Source organism: Xanthomonas euvesicatoria (assembly GCF_013112235.1).
GTDB classification, from domain to species: domain Bacteria; phylum Pseudomonadota; class Gammaproteobacteria; order Xanthomonadales; family Xanthomonadaceae; genus Xanthomonas; species Xanthomonas euvesicatoria.
This window is the reverse complement of sequence record NZ_JABFFS010000001.1, coordinates 4,785,853-4,810,672: the sequence shown is the minus strand read 5'-3', so window position 1 is coordinate 4,810,672 and position 24,820 is coordinate 4,785,853. Positions and strand designations below refer to the sequence as shown.

The following is a 24,820-nucleotide window of genomic DNA, read 5'->3' as shown; positions in this document are numbered from 1 at the left end:
TGCGGTCGTCAGGCAAACGCGGTGCGTGTACGCAGCGGCGGTGTATGACCCCATACACGCCGTTAGTGCATACCGGCGGCGCCCGTCTGGCGAATGCGCGGCCAGGTGCTGGCCGCGCTGACCAGCGCATCGTGCCAAGGACAGCAAGGGTCTTTGGTCATGGTGCAAAGCGCGCCCTTTCTGTCAATTCATGGCGGCTTGGTCGGTAAACTTTCGACGTACCCCGCCAGGATGTTCTGATGCCTGTTCTGCCCAGCGCGCGCGTTTGCGCCGCGCTCTTGTTGGCCGCTGTCCTGGCCGGTTGTAGCCGTCAGGCCAGCACGCCGGCCGCCGCCAAACCCATTCCGGTCTCGGTGCAGGCGGTGGCCACCCAACCCTGGAACTCGACCGTGCAGTCGATCGCCACCGTGCGTGCGCGCGAATCGGTGGCGCTCACCGCCGCGGTCAGCGATGTGGTGGAGCAGGTGTATTTCGACAGCGGCGACGAGGTCAAGGCCGGGCAATTGCTGCTGCGTCTGCGCGGCAATTCGCAGCAGGCGGCACTGACCGCCGCACAGGCCACCTTCGAAGAGACCGACCAGTTGTACCGCCGCCAGTTGAGTCTGGTTGGCCAGCAACTGGTGGCCAAGTCCACCGTGGACACGCAGCGCGCGCTGCGCGATGCCGCACAGGCGCGCGTGCAGCAGATGCGCGCGGAAATCACCGACCGCGAAGTGCGCGCGCCGTTTTCCGGCGTGCTGGGCATCCGCCAGATCAGCCCTGGCTCGCTGATCACCTCCAGCACGGTGATCGCCACGTTGGACGATGTGGCGCGCATGTATGTGGATTTCCAGGTGCCGGAATCGCAGTTCGGCCTGGTGCAACTCGGTAATGCCGTGAGCGGCAGCGCGGCGGCGTATCCGGGCGCGCAGTTCCAGGGCGAGGTGGTGACCATCGATTCGCGGATCGATGAGACCACGCGCTCGGTGACGGTACGTGCGGATTTCCCCAACGACGATCGCCGGCTGCGTCCGGGCATGCTGCTGGATGTGCGGCTGTTCCAGCCGGCGCGGCAGGCGGTGGTGATTCCGGAAATTGCGGTGGTGCAGGTGGGGCGCGAATCGTACGTCTTCCGGGTCAAGCCCGACAGCACCGTGGAGCGCGCCGATGTGCGGCTGGGCGAGCGTCGCGACGGCAAGGTGGAAATCCTCGAAGGCATCAAGGCCGGTGAGCGCATCGTGGTCGATGGCACCGGCAAGCTGCGCCCGGGCCTGAAGGTTGCCGATCAGGCCGCGCCCGCAGCGCCACGCCCGCAGGCGGCCGCACAATGAAACTCTCCGACCTGTCGATCACCCGCCCGGTGATGGCGGTGGTGATGAGTTTGCTGCTGATCGTGCTGGGGGTGATGTCGTTCACCCGCCTCACGCTGCGCGAGTTGCCGGCCATCGACCCGCCCATCGTCTCGGTGGATGTGGAATACACCGGCGCCTCTGCCGCAGTGGTGGAAAGCCGCATCACCCAGGTGCTGGAAGACGCGCTGGCCGGCATCGAGGGCATCTCCACCATCGAGGCGCGCAGCCGTAATGGCTCCTCCGACATCAGTATCGAGTTCGTGCAATCGCGCGATGTGGAAGCGGCCGCCAACGACGTGCGCGATGCGGTCAGCCGGGTGTCCGACCGCATGCCCGACCAGGCGCGTCCACCGGAGATTTCCAAGGTCGAAGCCGACGCCGACCCCATCCTGTGGCTCAACATGAGCTCCAGCACGATGGACACGCTGCAGCTGTCCGACTACGCCGAGCGCTACGTGGTCGACCGCTTCTCCAGCCTGGATGGCGTGGCGCAGGTGCGGATCGGCGGGCGCCAGCGCTATGCGATGCGTATCTGGCTGGACCGCGACCAATTGGCGGCACGCGAACTCACCGTGGCCGATGTGGAAGCGGCGCTGCAGAACGAAAACGTCGAGCTGCCCGCCGGCAGCATCGAATCGGCGCAGCGCGATTTCACCTTGCGCGTGGAGCGCAGTTATCTCAAGCCCGAAGACTTCGCCAAGTTGCCGTTGAACAAGGGCGAGGGCGGTTACGTGGTACGGCTGGGCGATGTGGCCAGGGTGGAGCTGACCTCGGCCGAGCGGCGCGCCTATTTCCAGAGCAATGGCGTGCCCAACGTGGGGCTGGGCATCGTGCGCAACTCCACCGCCAATGCGCTGGACGTGGCGCGCGAAGCGCGCGCGCAAGCCGAAGAAGTGCAGAAGTCGCTCCCGAAGGGCACCAACATCTTCGTTGCCTTCGATACCACCACCTTCATCGATGCGGCGGTGGAGCGCGTGTATCACACGCTGGTGGAAGCGGTGGTGCTGGTGCTGGTGGTGATCTGGGTGTTTCTGGGCAGCGCGCGTGCCGCGCTGATTCCTGCGGTGACGGTACCGGTGTGCCTGATTGCCGCGTTCATTGCGCTATACGCCTTCGATTTTTCGATCAACCTGCTCACCCTGCTGGCCTTGGTGCTGTGTATCGGCCTGGTGGTGGACGACGCCATCGTGGTGGTGGAAAACATCCAGCGCCGGATCGATCTGGGCGAACCGCCGCTGGTGGCCGCCAAGCGCGGCACCGGGCAGGTGGCGTTCGCGGTGATCGCGACCACGGCCGTGCTGGTGGCGGTGTTTCTGCCGGTCGGTTTTCTGGAAGGCAATACCGGGCGGCTGTTCCGCGAATTGGCGGTGGCGCTGGCGGCGGCAGTGGCGATCTCGGCCTTCGTGGCGCTGACGCTGACGCCGATGATGTCGTCCAAGTTGTTGCGCGCGCATGGGCAGGCCAAGCCCAATCGCTTCCACCGCTGGTTCGATGGGCGCATGCAGGCGGTGTCCGGTGCGTATGGGCGCTCGCTGGAGCGGCATGTGCACCGCACCTGGATCTTTGCGCTGTTGATGCTGTTGGCACTGGGCGCCAGCGCATGGCTGATGGGCCGCATTCCTTCCGAACTGGCGCCGGCCGAAGACCGCGGCAATTTCCAGATCATGATCGACGGCCCGGAAGGTGCCGGCTTCGATTACACGGTGGGGCAGATGCATCAGGTGGAAGACATCCTGCGCCCCTTCGTGGGGCCGGACAAACCCATCGTGCGCGCCAACCCGCGCGTGCCCGGCGGCTTTGGCAGCAGCGAGGAAATGCACACCGGCCGGGTCAGCGTGTTCTTGCAGGATTGGGAAAAGCGCTCCCGCCCCACCACCGAAGTGGCCGATGAGGTGCAGCAGAAACTCAATGTGCTCAGCGGCGTGCGTGCGCGCACGCAGGTGAGCGGCGGGCTGGTGCGTAGCCGTGGACAACCGTTCCAGCTGGTGCTGGGCGGGCCGGATTACGCGGAGATTGCGCAATGGCGCGACCGCATTTTGCAGCGCATGGAAGCCAACCCCGGTCTGGTCGGCCCCGACTCCGATTACAAGGAAACCCGCCCGCAGATGCGCGTCAATATCGACCGCCTGCGCGCGGCCGATCTGGGCGTGCCGGTCACTGCCATCGGCGGGGCGCTGGAAGCGTTGATGGGCTCGCGCCGCGTCACCACCTTCGTCGACAACGGCGAGGAATACGACGTGATGCTGCAGGCCGGGCGCGAAGGCCGCATGTCGCCGGAAGACCTCACCGCCATTCGCGTGCGTTCCAACCGTGGCGAACTGATCCCGCTCTCCAACCTGGTGACATTGAGCGAAGTGGCCGAAGCCGGCACCTTGAATCGCTTCAATCGCCTGCGTGCGATCACCATCACCGCCGGCCTGGCCCCGGGCTACCCGCTTGGCGATGCCATTGCCTGGGCGCAGCAGGCCGCGCAGGAAGAACTTCCCGAATATGCGCAGGTGGACTGGAAAGGCGAATCGCGCGAGTACCAGCAATCGGGCAGTGCGGTGTTGCTGACCTTCGGCATGGCGCTGCTGGTGGTGTATCTGGTGCTGGCCGCGCAGTTCGAAAGCTTTGCGCACCCGTTGGTGATCATGCTCACCGTGCCGTTGGCCGTGCTGGGCGCGCTGGTGGGGCTGTGGCTGACCGGCGGCACGCTCAATCTGTTCAGTCAGATCGGCATCGTGATGCTGGTGGGGCTGGCGGCCAAGAACGGCATCCTGATCGTGGAATTCGCCAACCAGTTGCGCGACGAAGGGCGCAGTGTGCATGCGGCCATCGTGGAGTCGGCATCGGTGCGTTTGCGCCCGATCCTGATGACCTCCATTGCGACGGTGGTCGGCGCGATTCCGCTGGTGGTGGCCGGTGGGCCTGGCTCGGCCAGCCGCGCCACCATCGGCGTGGTGGTGATCTTCGGCGTCTCGCTGTCCACGTTGTTGTCGCTGTACGTGGTGCCGGCGTTCTACAGCCTGATCGCGCCGTTTACCAAGTCGCCCGAAGCGGTGGCACGCCAGCTGGAAACCCTGGAAGCGCAGACGCCGTCGGTGGGTGGGCATGCGTGAACGCGGCCGGCAGCGCAACGGCTGCCGGCGTCCGTCGAGGCGGGGAAGGTGTCAGCCCATCGACGTGCTGGGCCGGTATGTGCATTCGTCCATCTGAGCGGCCGGTGTCGCTGCGCTGCGCGGTACGTTGCATGCGGCGGCGATGCCGCGCGCTGCGATACGTCTCATATGGTTGTGCACGGTAGGCCGTCGCTGCGAGCCTCATAACGGTGCCCAGCCAGGACGGGCGCGCATTGTGGCCGGTCCTGTGGGCGCGGCACAGCACGGGTGCGCGCCAGTCGCCAACCAATGGCCCATGACAGTCACGGATGGATATGGTGCACTTCGACGATTGCCATCCCCGGAGTTGTCGATGCGTCGTCTTGCCTGCCTGCTTGCTCCTTCCCTTCTCGCGTTGTGCTGCGGCAACGTGCTGGCACAGTCGTCCGGCGAGCCGGTTCCCAATGGTCGTCTGCCGACCTGGGCAGTACCGGAGCGCTACAGCCTCGCGCTCAAGATCGACCCGGAGCAGACGCAATTCAGCGGCCGCACCACCATCCGCGTGCAGCTCAAGCAGGCGTCCGACCATCTCTGGCTGCACGGCAAGGAATTGAAGGTCAGCAAGGTCACCGTCAAGCCCGGCAAGGGCAAGGCGCTGACTGCACGCTACGTGGAAGCCGATGCGCAAACCGGCGTGGCAAGGCTGGATTTCGGCCGCACGCTCTCGCCGCAGACGCTTACCGTGGAGATCGCCTACAGCGCGCCGCTCAACCAACAGCTGCAGGGCCTTTACCAGGTGAAATACCAGGGCAAGGCGTATGCGATGACGCAGATGGAGCCGATCAGTGCGCGCTACGCGTTCCCCGGCTTCGACGAGCCGGCGTTCAAGACGCCGTTCGACATCAGCCTGACCGTGCCCAGCGATGACCAGGCACTGGCCAACACCATCGCGACCTCGACCAAGCCGGCCGGCAAGGGCTGGAAGACGGTGACGTTCGCCCCGACCGTGCCGCTGCCGACCTATCTGGTCGCCTACGCCGCCGGCCCGTGGGACGTGGTGGATGTGGCGCCGATGCCGGCCACCCCGCAGCGCCCCAACGCCACGCCGTTGCGCGGCATTGCCGCCAAGGGCCAGGGCCCGCGCATCACCCCCGCACTGGACCAGACCCCGGCCATCATCGCCGCGCTGGAGGACTACTACGCCTTCGGTTATCCGTTCGACAAGCTCGATCTGGTCGCAGCGCCGGACTTCAGCGCCGGCGCGATGGAAAACCCGGGGTTTGTGACCTTCCGCGATTGGCTGCTGTTGTTGGACAAGGATTCGCCGGCCGAGAACGTGCAGCGTTCCTTCAACGTCAATGCGCACGAGCTGGCGCATCAGTGGACCGGCGACACCGTGACCATGGCGTGGTGGGACGACCTGTGGCTCAACGAAGCGTTCGCGACCTGGATGCAGCAGAAGATCACCATGCAGCTGCATCCGGAATACCACGCCAATCTGGACCGTATCGGCGGTGCGCAGCATGCGATGGAAAACGACAGCCTGGTGAGCGCACGCAAGATTCGCCAGCCGATCACCGGCAATGGCGATATCGAAACCGCCTTCGACGGCATCACCTACCAGAAGGGCGCGGCGGTGCTGGCGATGTTTGAAGCCTTCGTTGGCGAAGGCGTGTTCCGCCAGGGCATGCGCGCCTATATCGCCAAGCATAAGTTCGGCAACGCCACCGCCGATGACCTGGTCGATGCAATCGCAGAAGCGGCCGGCAAGGGCGATGATTTCAAGGCCGCATTCCGCAGCTTCCTCAACCAGCCGGGCGTGCCGTATCTGCAGACCCAGGTGGCGCGCGAAGGCGGCAAGACCGTGGTCAAGCTGCAGCAGCAACGCTACCTGCCGCTGGGCTCCAGCGGCTCTGCCGCGCAACAGTGGGGCGTGCCGGTGTGCGTGAAGTACGGCAAGGGCAAGAACCAGGTTGGCACCGCCTGCCAGTTGCTTGAGGGCGGCAGCGGCAGCATCGTGCTGGAAGGCGCCGGCAAGAACACCTGGGTGTTCCCGAATGCGCGTGGCGCCGGCTATTACCGTTTCTCGCTGCCCAGCAAGCAGTTGGCGGCGCTGGGCAAGCAGGTCGGCCAGCTGGACGATAACGAACAGCTCGCCTACGCCGATGCGATCAATGCGGCGTACCGTCACGGCGATGCCGACAACGCGGCCGTGCTGGCAGCGCTCGCGCAGTTGGCGCCGTCGGCATCGGCCGATGTGTCGACCGCGTTGCTGGACCGCTTCGGGTGGATCTGGCGTTACCAGGCCACCACCGAGGCGCAGCGCGGCGCATTGCGCAAGGCCGCCGAACAGGCGTACCTGCCGCGTCTGCGTGCGCTGGGCTACACGCGGCGCAGCGGTGAGTCGATCGACGACACCGCACTGCGCACGTCGCTGGCCAGTGTGTTCGCCTTGCGTCTGCAGAACGCAGAGGTCCGCAAGGCCCTGCTGGCGCAAGGCGATGCGGTGCTGGCCGGCGGCAAGGGTGCGCTGGATTTCTCCGCCGCCAACCCGGACCTGCTCGGCACCGTGCTGGCAGTGACTGTCCAGGAACGCGGCGCACCGGCAGTGCAGGCGCTGATCGATGCATTGCGCACGCATGCCGACCCGGCCCAGCGCAACGCCATGATCGCCGCACTGGGTGCGGTGCAGGACCCGGCGCTGCTGAAGCAGGTGCGCGATTTCGCGCTGACCGACGCGATCAAGGTGGGCGAGATGAAAAGCCTGCTGATGCGCGGGCACAGCGATGAGCGTTCGCATGAGTCGATGTGGGCCTGGTTCACCGCCAACTTCGACCGCATCGTGCAACGCAGTGGCTCGTTCGATGGTGGCGGGTTGCCGGCGCTGGGTGCTTCCGGTGGCTGCAGCGTGGACGAGGCCGATCGCCTGGATGCGTTCTTCAAGCCGCGCCTGGCCAAGCTCAGTGGCGCCGACCGTGGCCTGGCGCAGACCGGCGAGACCATCCGCCTGTGCGCTGCGCTACGGCAGGCGCAGGCCCGCAAGCGTTAAAGGCCATCCGCTCCGGTGGCAACGCAAGATCCCACCGGCCTGGCGTGAGCGACTCGGGATCATCACTCATCCAGTGAGGTTGGTTCTACTGCATCGGCCGCAGGCGAAAGTGCTACACGCGTTGATGTGGCACGGGCGCCACAACAACGTGCCAGGTTGGAGTGATTGCTTCCTCATGCCGAGCCGATGTTAGCCAAGGCCGCCACTGGCGATGCAGCAAGCGGCTCAGCTATAGGACCGCACGACCTGCGGCGTTGCCATCCCTCGGTTTCTCTGCGAGCGTGAAGCGCCGCCGGTTTCTAGCGGCGGCGCGAAATTACGCTTTTAGTAGTGGATGGTTGCCGTGGTGGAGGTAGTGTCCAACTGGTAGTTGCATTGCAAATCGAGGCCGGAGTTATCGATGATCTCCTCCCACGGCGGCGACCTGACCTGCTTCATCCGGTAGTCGTATACGGCCACCCCGGTGAACGTGATATTGCCGCTCGCCGGATACTCGTCACAACTGTCCACCGAGTACACCTCCAGTGCGCCCGCCATGATCTGGGTCAGATCGCCATAGGAGGTAGTGCTGAGCCTTACGCTGCGTCCGCTGGTGACATTGCGGGTATCGATGTTCCAGCTTGAGCAGACGCTTCCGGCAGCACATGTCGCATAGACGTCCCCGTTGATCTGGTCGCCGCTCTTGGCTGGAATGAAATCGCTATACCAGACCACGCCCTCCTTGCAGCAGTTCCAACTGCTCAGGTCCCAGCTGTTGCTTTCGCCGCGGTAACCCAGTACCGGTTGCAGAATGACAGGCGTATCGCTTTGCAATGCCGGAAAGAAGTAGATCGTCTGCCTCGCCACGTTGGTTGGGTTCGGCGGCACTTTCCAATTCGCCACGATGCGTCCGGGCGACACCCCGCTGTAGTACCCGGCTGAGCTGATGTAGGCGTGGTCGATGGCAGCCGGGACGGGGCTGCGCTTTTTGAAGGCAGCGCTGGACGCGCCGCGGCGGACCTCCTGACCGTCCAGACCAAGACCATTGGGCCGTACCCGAACGCCGTTGGAGGTGAAATTATCCTGGCTGCAGCGCGCAGATTGTTCCTGGATACCATTGGCTTTTTGCAGCGTGCCGTCGGCAAGAATACGTTCGCTAGCGCCAATATGACGAACACAGGCAGGCGCGAAATAACCGAACGGCGTCTGCACATAGTCCTGCGGGACACCAGCAGGCTTGTGCTGGCCGGCGAGATTGGCCACGCGCGTGAGTCGTGCGTCCGGCGCCTGGGTCTGCGCAAACGCGGTGCCGGTAGTACTCATGCCAACCAGAGTTAGAAACAGAAGCGCTGCAGCGCTCGCATAACGGCGTGACGCGGAGCGCTGGGTCGGTGATTCGGAATTCAAGAGCCTCTCCAAAGCGAGTTAAAAAAGTTGAGAAGTCGAGCTGTGCCGCCAGAGCTATGCACACGAATGCACATCGGCCTGGCACAGTCGCGAGATGTAGACGGGGGGAATGGATGATTGTTCGTCGAGATGATTGCTATGCGGCCAAAGGGGCGCTGAAGATGACCGGGCTATGAAAGTTCCGCTTGTGGTTTTTCGTCGAATTAAGCGCTCAAATACGCATACTTTCGACAAGCATGCGCTGTATCGCATTCGCATATTTAACCCCGTTTAGTTCTCGTACCGAGACGAATGGGCGCTTGCAGCGAGTCGTCTCAAAACGCGGCGCGCAGGTGGTCTGCGTGGAGCTTGATCGACTCAGGTGTCGGAGCAGCCACACACCTCAAGCCAATGCAGGCACGGCTGTCGGCTCTGGCGAATCGATCCGCTCGCGCGCAGGCACGCAAGCGCAGAATGCGCGTTCGCGGCGGTGGGAGCAGCATGACGCGTCCGCCACCGCGAGTGCCGGTATGGATCAGGCGATACACCTGCGAGGCGAGAGCTTCGTATTGCGCCGCTGGCGTGCAGACGACCTGGATGCCTTGGTGCGGCATGCCAACGACCCGTTGGTGCCGCGCGGATTGAGCGAGCGATTCCCTCACCCATATACCCGTGCCGATGGCGAAGCGTTCCTAGCGGGTAGGGTTGTCGATTTGCGAGACCCGGTGCTGGCCATCGAGATCGATGGCCGGGCCTGCGGCACGATCGCAGTGCGCCCAGGGCAGGGCGAACGTCGCTACTCGGCCGAGCTGGGGTATTGGATCGGTCGCACGTACTGGGGCCGCGGCTGGATGACACGCATCGTGGGCACGTATGTCGCCTGGGCGATGCAGACACGACCGCTGTATCGTGTGCAGGCCACCGTGCTCGATCGCAATCCTGCATCGGCCACGGTGTTGCTGCGCAATGGCTTCGTCGAAGAAGGCGTCAGCCGCTGTGCGCTGCTCAAGCCGGATGGGCTGCACGATCTGCGTGTGTTCGCCCGGGTGAATCCACCCGTTGCGATTGGCGTGCCGGTGTGCGCATCCGCCCCTGCGTGATTGCATGCACATGATGGCCAGCTGCAGGACGAGAAATGGCCGCCGCAGGAGTCTTGCAGATGCTGCTGGCCTTCGGGTCGCGTCGACGCCTCCTGCCGGGCGGCACGACGTTCAACATGCCTCAGCGCAGCCGCCATGTACGGACCATCGCGCCTGTGGCTTACCATCGGCGTCACTGCCTGTGCGGCAGCGGCCTTCCGGCGCTGCAACACGATCGACACGCAGACGGCGAAACGGCCGGAAGCAGCCGTTCCGCACTGCAAGCAACTCGAACTCCTGGATCCGACAATGACACAGCATGATGGACGCGGCGGACGGCCGCCACGCGACGGCGGCTCCGGCCCCTCGCACAACCCGTGGGGCCGCGCTGCGCCGCGCACACCTGCACCGCGCAGTGCCGCACCCCGCGCTCCAGCGCAGCACACTTCCGCTGTCACGCCACCTGCCGCTGCAGCAAGCGGCAACGCGCGTGAGGTGCGGCTGTACGGCATCAACGCCGTGCAGGCCGTGTTCAAGGCGCGCCCGCAGGCGCTGCGCAAGCTGTACCTGAGCGAGGCGCGCATTCCGCAGTTCAAGGCGCTGCTGGCCTGGTGCGTGACCCAGCGCATCGGCTATCGGGTGGTGGACGAGGCCGATCTGAGCAAGCTCGCTGCCAGTGCGCACCATGAAGGCATCGTCGCCGAGGTGCTGCGCGTCGCCCCGCAACCGTTGCAGGAATGGCTGGCAGCGTTGCCGCAGGGCCCGGTGCTGGCGCTGTGGCTGGACGGGGTGGGCAACCCGCACAACTTCGGGGCGATATTGCGCTCGTCGGCGCACTTCGGTGTGGCCGGTCTGTTGTTGCCGGCCGGCTCCACGTTGGGCCTGTCGGGCGCGGCGGCACGCGTGGCCGAAGGCGGCGCCGAAGCGGTACCGCTGGTGCAACTGCCCGACACTGCAACGGCGATGGCGCAGCTGCGCCAGGCCGGTTTTGCGATTGCCGCGACCTTGGTCGATGGTGGCCAGGACGTCTTCGCCGCCGCGCTGCCGCAGCGCCTGGTGTATGTGATGGGCGCGGAAAGCGAAGGCATGGACCGCGCCTTCGCGCGCGATTGCGATCTGCAGTTGTCGATCCGCGGCAGCGGCAAGGTGGAAAGTCTCAACGTCGCCTCGGCCACTGCGGTCTTCCAGGCCGCCTGGCACGCGCGCGTGCTCAACGGAGAACACTGATGGTGCGTTTTTGTGCGTTGTTGCTTGCGACCGGTTGCCTGTTCAGTGCCAACGCGTCTGCCGCCACGCCGGCGGCACCTCCCGAGGTGCGCACCGATCATTGTGGTGCGTGGCCAATGGCAGGACGACGGCAGTGCGGTCTTCCGCGCGATCCCCTTCGCTGCGCCGCCACTGGGCGCGCTGCGCTGGCGCCCGCCGCAACCGGTCGCCGCATGGACGCAGGTGCGCGACGCCACTCAGGCCGCCACGCCGTGCGTGCAGCCGGCGCTGGGCTGGAACAACGCCATGGCCAGGCGCGGCACCGAAGATTGCCTCTATGTCGAAGTGCAGACACCGCAGTTGCATCCGGCCAAGCCGCTGCCGGTGTTCGTATGGATCCACGGTGGCGCGAACGTGGCCGGCGGCGCCGACGGACATCTGCCCACCAACCTGGTGGCGCAGGGCATGCTGGTGGTGACGCTGCAATACCGGCTGGGCGCGCTGGGGTTCCTGTCGTTGCCGGAGCTGACCGATGGCGACAACGAAGCCGCCGGCAATGTCGCCTTGCTCGATCAGATCGCGGCGCTGCAATGGGTGCGCGACAACATCGCGCAGTTCGGCGGCGACCCCGCGCGAGTCACGATTGCCGGGCAGTCGGCCGGCGGCCAGGACGTGGGCTTGCTGATGCTCAGCCCGCTCGCACGTGGCCTGTTCTCGGCAGCCATCGAACAGAGCGGCACTGCCGGCTTCGGCCTGCCGGCGCGCAGCCTGGAAGACAATCGCGCGCTGGGTGTGAGCATTGCCAAACGTGCCGGCATCGACGATTCGGCCACACGGCTGGCGCAACTACGCGCGTTGCCGGCCGACCAACTGCTCAAGGCCGCGCAGGGCGTGGATGTGCCGGCCTTGGATGACGACGGCTATATCTGGTTGCAGGCGGTGGTCGACGGGCGCGTGCTGCCACGTGCGCCGGCCGAACTGCTGGCTGCCGGCGCGCAGGCAAAGGTGCCACTGTTGATCGGTTACGTGGTGCAGGAACTGCGCTATGGCGGCGAGGACGGCGCCGAGAAGCGGGTGCGCCGCGACTATCCCGACCACGCCGACACCATCCTGCAAACGCATCGTGCCGCTATCGCGCAGCGCGCCGCGCGGCAAGGCAATGCATCCATGCAATTGTCCACCGATCTCACCTTCCGCTGCCCGGCGGTGACCGTGGCGCAACGCCAGGCTGCGCTGGGCGTGCCGGTGTGGCATTACGTGTTCGATACGGCGGTGCCCGGTGGGCAGGTGACACATAGCGCCGAGTTGCCGTTCCTGTTCAAGAATCTGCCGATCGGCCAGCCGCCGGTGTCCCTGCAGCGCTATTGGGCCGCGTTCGTGCAGCAGGGCAATCCGAATGCCAAGGGCCTGCCGGCCTGGCCGGCATTTGCGCCGGCACAGGCGGGGCTGCAGTTCGATGCGCGTGGCGTGCAACCCATCAAGCACGCGCGTCCGGCGGTATGTGCAGGCGTGGACTTGCCCTGATCGATCGCGCGCACCAAACGGTGCGCGCGATCGACCCAACGCAACTCGATTCAGCGTTCGCAGCCCGGCCCACCGAAATAGAAACCACCATTCTGCATTTCCGGCGACAAGCCGGTGCGGGTGACGCCGGCATCCAAGGCATACGGATAGCTGTAACCGGCCATCGCCAGCGTGTAGCAGGACGGATGCTCCACGCTCAGCGATGACAGGCGCTGCACGGGATGGGTGACCATCGCCGCATCGCGGTAGAAGTGGTTGGCCTGGAATGCGGCCTGGCGATAGCCGGCCGCTGCGAACTGACCGCTCCCCATGCGTGTGCTGGCTACACCGCTGTTGGTCGAGACCTCGCCGCCTGCGCTCACGTACGCAACGCGTCCATCGGCGAGATCGCCCGAATACAGTGATGCCTTGTAGTAACCGATCCATTCGCCGTCCAGGCGCAGCCACCAGTTGCCGTCGGTATTCTTCTGGAATTCGACACCCAGCAGGGTCTGCTTGCCGCCTGCAATGCTGAATCCTGCGGCCGGCTGAGCGCCCAGGACATGTCGCGTGCTGGTCTGCACGAAATCGCTGCAATCCAGATTATGACAACCTGTAGTGACGTAACCGTCCTGGGTGGAATAAATGAAAACGATCGGCTTGTTGCCCCAGCCTGCGTCTGGCTGGATCTCCCAGCCCACTTCAAGTGTTTGCACTTGCTCGCTTGCGCTTTCACCAACGATCCATATCTGACTGATGGTTTGTTTCTCGTTGGTGGAGCGTAACGTGGGTGCCCAAAGATTGATGTCGGCTCCTGCGCCTGTGACCGATGTGCCGGCGGTATCCAGAAAGACGAGGGAGTAGTAATGCGTTACCGGCGCCGCTTCCTGCACCGCCGGCACAGCGTCAGCCTGCCTGGGAGCAATCGCGCGCGGGGTTGTGCCGCGTAGAAAGCTACGCAGATTCGCATGCTTGCTCATCTCGGCCAAGCCGATGCGTTCGAACGGCACGCTGCCGGTGTCGCAACGTTGACCCGGGTTGACCGGCGCCACCGTCCCCTTGTTACTTGAGAGGGAGGGGGGTGCCGCCGGCGTGCTGCCATCGCGCAAGGCAGGTTGCTGCGCACTTGGAATGCAATCGAACACCTTGCCGTCCTGTTGCACGCTGCGCAGCACGGTCAGACCGTTGTAACGATTGAACAGATAACGCTGCATTTCGGCGAAGGCGGTGGGATCGCTGACCTTGGCCGCAGCACCACGTGTTGCGTAACTGAGCTGCGCCTGCGCATCCAGAAACGCCTTGAAGTCGCGCGTGACCTGCGGGAATGCCCGCGATGCAGCCAGCGACGTGCCAAGCGCGTCGCGTTGGGTAGGTGCGACGCTTACGGTGGCCGGTGTACGAAGCAAGGGTGGCATCAGTGTATCGATGCTGCGGTCGCTGGTCGTCGAAATCGATGGCGATAGCAGCGTGGCAGCGCCGGCTGTGGAAGCCAGTGCAAAAACGCAAAGCGCAGCAATCGCGTGGCTGATCGATATCGGCCGATGAGAACGGAAGGTCATGTGTTGTCCGTTGGCGCCGGAATGAAACTGCCTGCACACGGCGTACCATGCAGGACAGCAGCTTCAGTCCGCAGGTGCATTCCGAGGTCCGTTCGGGGCGCATGCCTGCGTTGAAGGCGTGCGCAGTCTAGCTGCGCAAAAAACAACTGGATGGGCAACAATGCATTGCGTGACATCAGGCACGAAGCAAGCGCAATGCGCTAAGCGGATGCCATGTCAATGGTCATGCACACCTTTGCGTACGGCGTTTGCTATTGCGCAAAGGTGTGCCAGTTCACTCCACTATCAGCATGGCTGCTCTTACTTTTTTTGCAGCCTCACTGCAGCGCCGCCGCCTGCAGCAAGCGCAAGCTGCAATGTGTCGTTACGTGTGAGCCTGCGTGTGTCGATGCGTACGTCGCTCGGGGTCTCTCCATCGGTATAGATGGTGGCGGTCCAGCTGCCTTCGCCCAGGAACGAGAGCGGCAGGGTCAGCGTGCGCGCCTGCTCGTTGGTCATCGCGCCCACATACCAGTCCTTGCCGCTACGCCGCGCCAGTGCGATGTGCTCGCCGATGGCGCCATCCAATGCGCGCGTCTGGTCCCAGCTTGCAGGCACATCGCGCAGGAACTGCGCGGCGGGCACGTTTTCATATTGCTCGGGACTGTCGGCAACCACCGCGAACGGACTCTCGTAGACCACATACATCGCCAATTGCTGCGCGCGTGTGGTCATCACCTGCGGCCCGAAGTGCTGTGGCTTGAACTCGGCCGGGCGGACATTGCGGAAGCCGCCAGGGGTGTAATCCATCGGCCCAAGCAACATGCGCGTAAACGGCAAGGTGAGGTTGTGGGTCGCGGTGATGCGTGCGCTCCACTTGTTGTACTCGGCGCCGAGCACGCCCTCTTGGGTGAGATAGTTCGGATAGGTGCGGGTCAGCCCGGTCGGGTGATACGCACCGTGCAGATCCACCAGCAACCTGTGCTCGGCGGCCTTGCTCAGCAGACGATGATAGAAGTCCACCATCTGCTGGTCGTCGCGGTCCATGAAATCGACCTTGATGCCCTTGATGCCCAGCTGCTGGTACCAGGTGAGCGCTTGGTCCATGTGCGCATCGAGCGCGCGCCAGTGCGCCCACAGCCACAGCCCCACATGGCGCTTGCGTGCGTAGTTCACCAGGCCAGGCAGATCGAGTTGCTCGACCGGGCGGAGAATGTCTGCATCGGCGTTGTACTGGCCATCGCCGGTACTGCCGTAGTACCAGCCGTCGTCGATCAGCATGTATTGCAGCTTCAAATCCCGCGCATGATCGATATAGCGCTGGATGGTGGCGGTATTCATGCCCGGGTTCGCCACCCCGCTGGCCAGGCTGCCCGACCACCAATCCCACGCCGATTTGCCCGCGCGCACCCAACTCGCATCGAAGGCAGGTGGCGGGTTCAGCGCGGAAATCAAATTGGATTCGATCAGGCTCGCGGGGTTGTCGGCCAGCATGATCACCCGCCATGGCGTGGCGAAATCGCGTCCCTTGGCATCGATGCTGACCGCCACCGTGGGGTCGTCCAAGCGCGGCGAAAGTTTTGCCGACACGCCCAGGCCGCCATCGGAACGACCGGTGAGATACAAGCCGGCGTAATCGCGCAGATTCGCTTCGCCGATCGCAAGCGTGGTGCCGTTGGCATCGGTCTGGCACACCAGCGGTAACTCGAGCAGATGATGCGCGCGCAATCTGGATGCGGCGATTGCATCGTATTCGCCCTCGTGGCTGGTTCCGAAGCGGCCCAGATTCAAGTTCCAGCAGCGGTAATCGTGGGGGAATGCAAAGCTGGTGAGTTCGTCGCGAATGCGCACCTGGCCCGCATCCGGCAAGACGTAACGCAGCGCAATGCCGTCGTCATACGCACGCAGTTCGATGTTGAGCTTGCGGCGTTGCGTATCGGCCAGTTGCACGCGCAGTTCTCGATAGTGGTCGCGTGCCTGTCGCGTCTTTCCCACCGCCAAGGTGAAGCGGCTGTCGTGCAGTTCGGTCGTGCTGCCTTCTAGCGTCATGTCACGGCCGAGCTTGTTGCCTCGGCCCAGATCCAGCCCGAGCGGTGCATCGTCGAGCACCAACGTGTTGCGATACAGCACGCGATAGCTGGGCACGCCGCCGTCGCGCAGCGTGAATTCCACTTGCGTGCGTGCATCGGGCGACTGTACGCGCAAGCTCTGTGCTGCAGCGGGTGCAGCGATCAAACACAACAATGCACATGCCGCGGGGACTGCGGACTGGATCAAGTTTCGCATGATTCCCTCCTCCTGGGATTGCCAACCCTAACGCAGAAAGGTTGTTGTCGATATCCAGCTGGGGTAACGTTACCTCGCACCATGGCCGCTGAAACAGGGGCGGCAGCCACGGGCGGCATCACGGAGGTCATGACGCAGAACGTCTGCACGACGGGTTGCCGATTGCATCGAAGCGGTGTGCACCGTTGTGTGGCAGTAGAGCTTGGGAGAGGCCTCTAATGCTGATGGTTCGCAGGGCGTTCCGCCGCGGAGCGCTGTGGGTGTTGTGTGCTTGCATGGGTTGGACTGCAGTGGAGGCAGCGCCTGCCGACGATCCGCCCGGTCCGTATGACGTGCGCGTGCTTGCCGGTGGCGTTGCGCTGACCAAGAAGCTCGCCGCCCAGACGCCGTGGTTGTCTGCCGATGCGGACTGGAGCGTGGTTGGATGGGTGCGCCCATCACGTTCGATTACAGGTCCTGCATTGATTGCAGGCGTCGGCGATCCGCAAGGCGCAGGCCGGTACTTCGCAATCGATGGCGGCACACTCGGCTTTGCGCAGGGCGCCGACAATGTGCTGCGCAGTACGCAGACCTTGCGTGCAGGCAGCTGGACGCAAGTGGCCGCAGTTGCCCAGGGAGAACGCCTGACCCTGTACGCCAACGGCCGCAAGGTCGCCAGCGGTCGTGTGCAACGGACGGCCATCGCGCCGACGCTCGTCTTCGGTCCACGCCAGCAACCTGCGGCGTATACGCAACATTTCGGCGGCGATATCGCGGGCTTTACCGCACAGGCGGGCGCGCTGGATGCACAGGCCATTGCACGGCTTGCCGCAAACGCGCCGGATCCGGCACTGCAGCGCTTCGAAGACGCATCGCCAGGCTGGCGTTTGCAGGTCAAGCAGATGGCCGGCCAGCTTGCGCCGCAGCCGGCCGCGACGTTGCCGCGCAGCAGCGCAGCGTTCTCGGCGCCGGTTGCACAGCCAGTACCGGATGCGCCTGCGCTGCAATCGCTGGATGCCACATCCTGGCGCGTGGATGCATGGCAACTGGCCGCAGCACCGGAGCTTTGTGCAGCGACCGGCGCCACGCTGTCGCGTCGTGATGACACCACCGGCAATGCGTCATGGCATGTGGCGACCGTGCCCGGTACCGTGCTCACCACGCTGGTCGACCGTGGCGTGTATCCGGATCCGGACATCGGCCTGAACAATATGGCCATTCCCGAAGCGTTGAGCCGTCAGGACTGGTGGTATCGCAGCAGTTTCGATCTGCCTGCCGCCGCGCAAGGCAAGCGTCTGGAACTGCTGTTCAACGGCATCAACTATGCCGGCGAAATCTGGGTCAACGGCGTGCAGGTCGGGCGCACGCGCGGCGCATTCGCACGCGGTCGTTTCGATGTCAGCAGGCAGCTCAAGCCAGGTCGCAACGTCATTGCGGTACGGGTGTCGCCGCCACCGCATCCGGGCATTGCGCACGAACAATCGATGCGCGCAGGCGTCGGCGAAAACGGCGGCATGCAGGCCCTGGATGGGCCGACCTTTATCGCCAGCGAGGGTTGGGACTGGATTCCCGCGGTACGCGACCGTAATGCCGGTCTGTGGCAGGACGTGCAGTTGCACGCCAGCGGCCCGCTCGCACTTGGCGACATCCAGGTGCTGACCGCGCGCTTGGCGCCGGATCATCAACGCGCCGAACTGGAAATCAATGTGCCGCTGCGCAACGACACGCCTGCCGCAGTGCAGGGCAATGTGCAGCTGGCCTTCGGCGATGTGACCATCCAGCGCCAGGTCACGGTGCCGGCCGGCGGCAGTACGCTGAAGTTCACTGCGGCCGACACGCCGCAGTTGCGCCTCGTCAACCCGCGGCTGTGGTGGCCCAACGGCTACGGCGAGCCTGCGCTGTACACGCTGCAAGTGGGCGTCGATGTGGAAGGCGCGCGCTCGGATGCGCAGCAGCTGCGCTTCGGTATTCGCGAAGTGACCTACGAGCTGTCGTTATTCGACGACGAGGGCGCATTGCGCCGTGTGCTGGTCGATCTCAACCAGGCCCGCCAGCGTGGCGAACGCATCGTCGATGTACGCCATGCGGCGATCCGGCCGGTACCCGGCGGCAACGCGCAGTCGCTGTATCCCGGTGCGCTGGGCTCGCCGGCAGTTCAGCAGCTGGACGATTCCACGCTGGCCCCGCACCTGGTCATCCGCATCAACGGTGTGCGCATTGCGGTGAAGGGCGGTAACTGGGGCATGGACGATTGGCGCAAGCGCGTGTCGCGTGAGCGGCTGGAGCCGTACTTTCGCCTGCAGCGCGATGCGCACTTCAATGTGGTGCGCAACTGGGTGGGGCAGAACACCGAAGCAAGCTTCTTCGAGCTGGCCGACGAATACGGCATGTTGGTGCTCAACGATTTCTGGCAGTCCACGCAGAACTACAACATGGAACCGGCCGACGCGGCGCTGTTCCTGGACAACGCGGCCGAGGTGATCAAGCGCTTCCGCAATCATCCGTCCATCGTGTTGTGGTTCGGGCGCAACGAAGGCGTGCCGGCCCCCATCCTCAACGAAGGCCTGGACAAGCTGGTCGCCGAACTCGACGGCACGCGCTGGTACACCGGCAGTTCCAACGAGATCAATTTGCAAGGCAGTGGGCCGTACAACTATCGCGAGCCGGTGGCCTACTTCAACAAGCTGGCGCAGGGCTTCTCTGTGGAAGTGGGCACGCCATCGTTCTCCACGCTGGAGTCGTTCAAGGCCTCGGTGCCAGCGGTTGGCGACCAATGGCCAATCAGCGACGCCTGGGCATATCACGATTGGCACCAGTCCGGTAATGGCGATACCAACAGTTTCATGCGCACGCTGACCGACAAGCTGGGCGCGCCGACCAGCCTAGAGGATTTCGAGCGCAAGGCGCAGCTGCTCAATTACGAAACCCATCGCGCCATCTTCGAAGGCTTCAACGCGCAACTGTGGAGCAAGAACAGCGGCCGCCTGCTGTGGATGAGCCATCCGGCTTGGCCGAGCAACATGTGGCAGGTGTATAGCCACGATTACGACACCCACGCCGCGTATTACGGCGTGCGCACTGCAGCCGAGACGCTGCATGTGCAGATGAATCTGCCGGGGTACGAAGTGGTCGTGGTCAACAACGCTGCCACGCCGGAGCGTGGATTGCGTGTGCGTGCACAGGTGTACGCACACGACGGCAAGCTGCTGCAACAGCGCGAACAGCCGCTGGACGCCGCGGCAGTGGCAGTGTCGGCACCCGTGCTGCAGTTGGCGCCGTTGCTGAAGGACACCAACGGGCTGGGCTTTGTGCGGCTGCAGTTGCTCGACCGCGACGCGGTGGTGCGTTCGCGCAACTTCTACTGGGTGGCGCGCGATGCGGTGGCGATGCGTGGGCTGGATGCGCTCGCAAAGGTGCCGTTGCAGCTCACCACGCAATTGCAGCAGGGCAACGAGGCCGTGCTGCGCGCCACTGTCCGCAACCGGTCGCAGCAGGTGGCCCTCAACACCAAGTTGACCCTGGTGGATGCGCAAGGCCAACGCATCCTGCCGGCCTATTACAGCGACAACTATCTGAGCCTGGTACCAGGCGAAGAGCGCGTGGTGGAAATTCGCGGGCCGTCCGCTGCCACCTTGCGCAACGCCACGCTGCAACTGCGTGGCTGGAATGCCGAACCATCGACAGGCGTCGCCAACGGGGCTCCGTAGCGACGTCTGCGTGTTGCCGCGCCGTGCCATGCACGGTGCCTCGCACTGACGCACCGTCTGGTACGTCAGCCAATACCGCATTGCCGTGCCGGCAATGCCAGTCGAAACGGTCGTGGATTTGTCATCCCTGGGAGGGGACCATGAACAAGCTGCATTCGAATACCCGCCATACCCCGTTGGCCGCCGCGCTCGCGGCTGCGCTCACCCTGCTTGCCGGCGGCGCAAGCGCGCAAGACACCGCCACCGCTCCAGGCGTCACCGAACTGGACAAGGTGATGGTCAAGGGCGTGCGCGGCGCGCAGGCCGAAGCCATCGAGAACAAGCGCAGCGCGGCGCAGATCATCGATTCGATCTCTGCCGAAGACATCGGCAAATTGCCCGACGTCACCATCACCGATTCGTTGCAGCGCGTGCCTGGCGTGCAGATCCGGCGCTCGGCCGGCGAAGGTTCGCAGCTCAATATCCGCGGCATGCCGCAGGTGCAGACCACCATGAACGGCGAGTTGTACCTGAGTGCAGGCGGCGGCGATCAATATGGTCAGCCGAACATCGGCCGCGCGCAGCCGGATTTCGTGGACATTCCACCCACGCTGTTCAGTGGCGTGGACGTGATCAAATCGCCCACTGCCGCCGATCTGGATGGCGGCGTCAGCGGCACGGTCTCATTGAAGACGCGGCGCCCATTCGATCTGCCGGAAGGCTGGACCTTCAGCGGCCAGGCCGAAGGCTCGTACGGCGACCGCGTGCAGAAAGCCAACGCGTTGTATTCGGGGTTGGCCAGTTTTCGCACCGCGCGTTGGGGCGCGTTGCTGGCGGTGTCGTATTCGGATGCCACGCTGGAAAACAAGCACCCCAGCGTGTATTCCAACGGCGCACAGAAATCCACCGAACAGAATGTCGGCTTCGACTTCAACGGCGATGGACGTATCGGCAGCAATACCGATCCGGGCAATCTGCCGCGCGACTACTTCTACAACTGGGTGGCGACCGAGCTGGATAACCGCAGCACCGATCGCCAGCGCACCGGCATCAATGGCTCGTTCCAGTTCAACATCAACGATTCGTGGACCGTATTGGCGGACGCGGCCTACACCAAGCTCGAAGACCACGACACCTCGGTTGCCGCGCAGCTGCACACCGGTTGGGCGACCAATCAGTTGCAGCCGGGATCTGTGGTCGATCCCAACGGCGTGTTGGAGTACGGCAATTTTCGTTACAACCGCTTTCAGGCGCATTCGATGGCCGGGGTGGCGGATTCGGATGCGCTCAATACCAATCTGGAATTGCGTTACGACGACGGCGGCCCATTCCGTGCCTCGTTCCGCTGGGTGCATGGCGATGCGCAGCGCACCTACGACGAAGCGCGTGCCGATGCAGCAGTGACGCGCGGCGACCAGATCCCACGTGCCGGCGGCGTGACCCAGTGGGCCAACGTCAATGGCCTGCCCGCCGTGGATGCATCGGTGGATTTCCGCGGCACCTACCCGGCAGTCAACCTCGCGACCGATGTGTCCAATCCAGACAATTGGCAGCTGATGTCCACCTGGGCGCAGGGCAACAAGATCGACGCAAAGATGGACGCATTCCGCGCCGATGGCACCTTCGAGTTCGACGAGGGCGTGGTACGCGGCTTCCAGTTCGGCATTCGCTACGGTGAGCGCGATTTCAAGCTCGATACCTATCGGTATCTGTCGCCGGTGTCGTCCAGCTGTGCCGACCCGAACCGTTCGCTGTACTACTACAAGGATCCGCTGATCGTCGATACCTGCAGCGGCGTGTCCGAAGCGCGCTTGCTGCCGTTCAATTCGATTCCCGGCTATTGGGCGTATTTCAACGACTTCGATCCGCTCAAGGTCACCGGCCTGCGCAGTCAGGGCCTACCGGCGATCAACCCACAGGCGATGAAAGACCCGGTTGCTTATCTCAACAGCCTGTATCCGGGCAACGTGGCGTATCAGCAGGCAGCCGATTCCTACCAGGTCACCGAAAAAACCAGCTCGGCCTATTTCATGGCCAACCTGGAAGGCGGGACCGGCACGCGCGTGCCGTGGACGGCCAACATCGGCGCGCGCATCGTGCAGACCAAGCTGGCGATCGACCAGTACCTGAGCAGCGGCAACGTCTATATCGGCAATGTCGAATGGAACGGCGTCAGTCCCGCGATCGGCACCAACCGTCTCAATCGCCAGTACACCGATGTGCTGCCCAGCGCGAACCTGTCGCTGGACGTCACCGACGCGCAGAAGCTGCGTTTCGCCTACAACAAGGCGGTTGCGCGTCAGGACCTGCCCGATCTGGGCCGTGGTCTGGTGAGCTTCTATGCGGTCAATGGCACGCCGCCGCGTAATCCGTCGCTGCCATCGGATGCGGTGCTGTTCCTCAATGGCCGTTCGGGTAATCCGGATCTGGATCCGTACCGCGCCACCAACTACAACGCCTCGTGGGAATGGTATTTCGCCGATGCCTCGTTGATCAGCGTGGGTGCGTTTCTGATCGACGTGAAGTCGTTCCCCACCACCGTTACCAATATCGAAGCCTTGCCCGATGCCGATGGCGTCGTGCGCGCGGGCGGCCCGGTCGAGCGCATCGTCAATGGCGGCGGAGGCAAGATCAAGGGCTTTGAAATCGGCTACCAGCAGGCCTTCGATTTCCTGCCGGGCTGGCTGAGCGGCTTCGGCACCAACATCAACTACACCTTCTCCGATGCCGATACCGACAACACCGATATCGACGGCAACACGCTGCCGATCGGTGACAACTCCAAACACCAGGCCAACGCGGTGCTGTGGTATCAGAAGGACAAGCTGCAGGCGCGCGTGGCCTACAACTGGCGCAGCAAGCGCTTCAGTCAGGTCAACAGTTCCGCATGGGGCGACGAGCTGGCGATCTGGAACGACGACGTCGGCTACCTGGACGCGTCGCTGAGCTACGACGTCAACGATCACCTGACCCTGTACGCCCAGGCCACCAACCTGACTGGCGAAAGCGAACGCCGTTACGCACAGTGGACCAATCACTACTTCGACCAGAACATCTTCGAGCGTCGCTACTACGCGGGTCTGCGTTTGCGCTTCTGATGCCATGCACTGATGCAAGACACTGATGTGCGGCACGGTGCGTCCCCGCGCCGTGCTGCACATGCGGTTGTCCTCGTTCCTCTCCAAGCGGTCATTGCGCGTTCTTCCCGTCGCCGTTTGATACGGCGCTGCAGTACGTTCGGCGGTGACGTCGAATACCCTCCCATTCGGCTACATCGTCGGGAAGCGATGTGGCCGTTTTTTTGCGTGGTTGGGCGGGCGTCTGCGCAATCACGCCGGCAGTTGAATGCTGCAACTGTCAGTCTGATTGCTGTTGAAACGGCAGCGGTCGGCCGCGACGGCGCAGCGTGCGCACAGATTGAGGTGCTGCGTCTATGCCGACCCGGGATGGTGATGGCGCGCTGTGGCGCTATGTCTTCGGCGGCCCTGCCGTCGAGCCACGCTTGACCAGCGTGTACTTCATCACCTGATGCACGCCGGGCGCGGTGTCGCCCTTGCGGCGTTGACGAACCGCGTCGGCCAGCAGTGACACAGCAGCACGACCCATCGCAGTGACCGGTTGGTGCACGGTGGTGAGTTCGGGCCAGATGGTGGTGGCCACCGGCGTATCGTCGAAGCCGGCGATGGAGACATCTTCGGGCACGCGCAAGCCCAGTCCGTGCGCGACCGCCACCGCTGCGGCCGCCATGTCGTCGTTGCTGCAGAAGATCGCCGTGGGTGGTGGCCGCTGCGCCAACAGGCTGCGTGCGGCCAGGAGACCGGAGTGATAGGTGAACAGGCCCTCGGCGATCAAGCCATCTGCGACCGACACGCCGGCAGCATGCAGGCTGTCGAGATAGCCGTTGGCGCGCAGTGCGCTCGGGGTGTGTTTGGGGTCGCCCTTGATCAACGCAATGCGACGATGCCCGAGCTCGATCAGGTGGTCGACGATGGCGCGTGCGGCCTGGTAGTCGTCGATCCGCACCGAGCTGATTTGCGCCATCGGTGCGCCGCTGGCCACCGCCACGACCGGAATGCCGCGCGCATCGAGTTCGGCGATGGTCTGGCGCGAGTCGCATAACGGCGGTGGCAGGATCACCCCATCGACGCCGGCAGCGAGCAGGCGCTCGGTGGCCGCACGCTGGCTGCGGATGGCACCGCACTTCTCCACCATGACCTGGCTGCCGGTGAGGCTGCTCTGCTCAAGCAGGCCGAGCATGAATTGATTGAGGTATGCGGCGCTCGGGTTGCTGTACAGCACGCCGATACGCAGCAGCCCGCTGGTCCGCAACGAGCGGCCGGCGAGGTTGGGCCGGTAGCCCAATGCCTGTACCGAGGCCTCCACGCGCGCGCGCATCGCTTCGCCCACATGCGGGTGACGGTTGATCACACGCGAAGCGGTCATCGGCGAGACGCCGGCGTGTTTGGCGACATCCAACAACGTCGCCGCATTGTTCGCACTGCGTTGGCGCTTGGCCACCATTGTGTGTGCTCATCCTGGAGTAAGAGCGAATGCGCGCGCTACCGGTTCGACGTGTGAAGCGACCACGAAAAACAACCGACCCATCACCTGACGCAGTACCAGCGGCGGCTGCCGGTCATCGCCGAATCCACCGCCTACGCACCGCTGCCGAGCAAGTGATGTGCCTCTACCCGGTACGACCCGCGGCCAGTGGCAGC

Annotated in this window: 11 protein-coding genes and 1 pseudogene; 8 read left to right on the top strand and 4 right to left on the bottom strand. The window is 64.4% G+C overall.

All coding sequences use genetic code 11. From position 1 onward, the window contains the following. Positions 1–239 precede the first annotated feature (239 nt). The 3 genes from HLH45_RS20510 (at position 240) to HLH45_RS20500 (ending at position 7,460) form a co-directional block, all read left to right on the top strand. Complete coding sequence (locus tag HLH45_RS20510; protein ID WP_008571895.1) at positions 240–1,310, top strand: efflux RND transporter periplasmic adaptor subunit; 1,071 nt, start codon at positions 240–242, stop codon at positions 1,308–1,310. Then, complete coding sequence (locus tag HLH45_RS20505) at positions 1,307–4,432, top strand: efflux RND transporter permease subunit (protein WP_011348407.1); 3,126 nt, start codon at positions 1,307–1,309, stop codon at positions 4,430–4,432. Before HLH45_RS20510 ends, HLH45_RS20505 begins: the two co-directional genes overlap by 4 nt. 352 nt (positions 4,433–4,784) lie before the next feature. Beyond that, positions 4,785–7,460 carry a M1 family metallopeptidase gene (locus HLH45_RS20500; RefSeq protein ID WP_033479175.1) on the top strand — a complete coding sequence of 892 codons (2,676 nt, stop codon included), beginning with the start codon at positions 4,785–4,787 and terminating at the stop codon, positions 7,458–7,460. Between the two features lie 324 nt (positions 7,461–7,784). On the opposite strand, the gene HLH45_RS20495 is transcribed toward HLH45_RS20500, so the two are convergent. Next, complete coding sequence (locus HLH45_RS20495; RefSeq protein ID WP_008576809.1) at positions 7,785–8,762, bottom strand: hypothetical protein; 978 nt, start codon at positions 8,760–8,762, stop codon at positions 7,785–7,787. 593 nt (positions 8,763–9,355) lie between these two features. On the opposite strand from HLH45_RS20495, the gene HLH45_RS20490 reads away from it, so the two are divergent. The 3 genes and pseudogenes from HLH45_RS20490 (at position 9,356) to HLH45_RS20480 (ending at position 12,634) form a co-directional block, all read left to right on the top strand. Then, complete coding sequence (locus HLH45_RS20490; protein ID WP_008576814.1) at positions 9,356–9,925, top strand: GNAT family N-acetyltransferase; 570 nt, start codon at positions 9,356–9,358, stop codon at positions 9,923–9,925. A gap of 288 nt (positions 9,926–10,213) precedes the next feature. After that, positions 10,214–11,131: a TrmH family RNA methyltransferase gene (locus HLH45_RS20485; protein ID WP_033479195.1), complete on the top strand. Its 918-nt coding sequence runs from the start codon at positions 10,214–10,216 to the stop codon at positions 11,129–11,131. Beyond that, positions 11,131–12,634, top strand: a pseudogene (locus tag HLH45_RS20480) (carboxylesterase/lipase family protein). The gene HLH45_RS20485 and the pseudogene HLH45_RS20480 overlap by 1 nt, the downstream one beginning before the upstream one ends. A gap of 50 nt (positions 12,635–12,684) precedes the next feature. On the opposite strand, the gene HLH45_RS20475 reads toward HLH45_RS20480, so the two are convergent. Both HLH45_RS20475 and HLH45_RS20470 read right to left on the bottom strand, forming a co-directional pair. Continuing rightward, the gene (locus tag HLH45_RS20475) at positions 12,685–14,172 is read right to left on the bottom strand and encodes a neprosin family prolyl endopeptidase (RefSeq protein ID WP_174555060.1); all 1,488 of its coding nucleotides are present in this window, start codon (positions 14,170–14,172) and stop codon (positions 12,685–12,687) included. A gap of 300 nt (positions 14,173–14,472) precedes the next feature. Then, a complete protein-coding gene (locus tag HLH45_RS20470) occupies positions 14,473–16,437 on the bottom strand; it encodes a glycoside hydrolase family 97 protein (protein ID WP_033479178.1) in 1,965 nt (654 codons plus the stop codon). Between the two features lie 218 nt (positions 16,438–16,655). On the opposite strand from HLH45_RS20470, the gene HLH45_RS20465 reads away from it, so the two are divergent. Beyond that, the gene (locus tag HLH45_RS20465; RefSeq protein WP_033479179.1) at positions 16,656–20,123 is read left to right on the top strand and encodes a glycoside hydrolase family 2; all 3,468 of its coding nucleotides are present in this window, start codon (positions 16,656–16,658) and stop codon (positions 20,121–20,123) included. Between the two features lie 140 nt (positions 20,124–20,263). Continuing rightward, on the top strand, positions 20,264–23,200 hold the full coding sequence (locus HLH45_RS20460) for a TonB-dependent receptor (RefSeq protein WP_008576821.1): 2,937 nt from the start codon (positions 20,264–20,266) through the stop codon (positions 23,198–23,200). A gap of 370 nt (positions 23,201–23,570) precedes the next feature. Here the strand turns inward: HLH45_RS20460 and HLH45_RS20455 are convergent, their stop codons facing one another. After that, a complete protein-coding gene (locus HLH45_RS20455) occupies positions 23,571–24,623 on the bottom strand; it encodes a LacI family DNA-binding transcriptional regulator (protein ID WP_008576822.1) in 1,053 nt (350 codons plus the stop codon). Positions 24,624–24,820: the final 197 nt, after the last annotated feature.

What these genes read in the sequence shown, in the direction of transcription:
- HLH45_RS20465 (WP_033479179.1), top strand. Translation starts at nt 16,656, where the DNA reads ATGCTGATGGTTCGCAGGGCGTTCCGCCGCGGAGCGCTGTGGGTGTTG.
- HLH45_RS20460 (WP_008576821.1), top strand. Translation starts at nt 20,264, where the DNA reads ATGAACAAGCTGCATTCGAATACCCGCCATACCCCGTTGGCCGCCGCG.
- HLH45_RS20485 (WP_033479195.1), top strand. Translation starts at nt 10,214, where the DNA reads ATGACACAGCATGATGGACGCGGCGGACGGCCGCCACGCGACGGCGGC.
- HLH45_RS20505 (WP_011348407.1), top strand. Translation starts at nt 1,307, where the DNA reads ATGAAACTCTCCGACCTGTCGATCACCCGCCCGGTGATGGCGGTGGTG.
- HLH45_RS20490 (WP_008576814.1), top strand. Translation starts at nt 9,356, where the DNA reads ATGGATCAGGCGATACACCTGCGAGGCGAGAGCTTCGTATTGCGCCGC.
- HLH45_RS20510 (WP_008571895.1), top strand. Translation starts at nt 240, where the DNA reads ATGCCTGTTCTGCCCAGCGCGCGCGTTTGCGCCGCGCTCTTGTTGGCC.
- HLH45_RS20500 (WP_033479175.1), top strand. Translation starts at nt 4,785, where the DNA reads ATGCGTCGTCTTGCCTGCCTGCTTGCTCCTTCCCTTCTCGCGTTGTGC.
- HLH45_RS20475 (WP_174555060.1), bottom strand. Translation starts at nt 14,172, where the DNA reads ATGACCTTCCGTTCTCATCGGCCGATATCGATCAGCCACGCGATTGCT.
- HLH45_RS20455 (WP_008576822.1), bottom strand. Translation starts at nt 24,623, where the DNA reads ATGGTGGCCAAGCGCCAACGCAGTGCGAACAATGCGGCGACGTTGTTG.
- HLH45_RS20495 (WP_008576809.1), bottom strand. Translation starts at nt 8,762, where the DNA reads ATGAGTACTACCGGCACCGCGTTTGCGCAGACCCAGGCGCCGGACGCA.
- HLH45_RS20470 (WP_033479178.1), bottom strand. Translation starts at nt 16,437, where the DNA reads ATGCGAAACTTGATCCAGTCCGCAGTCCCCGCGGCATGTGCATTGTTG.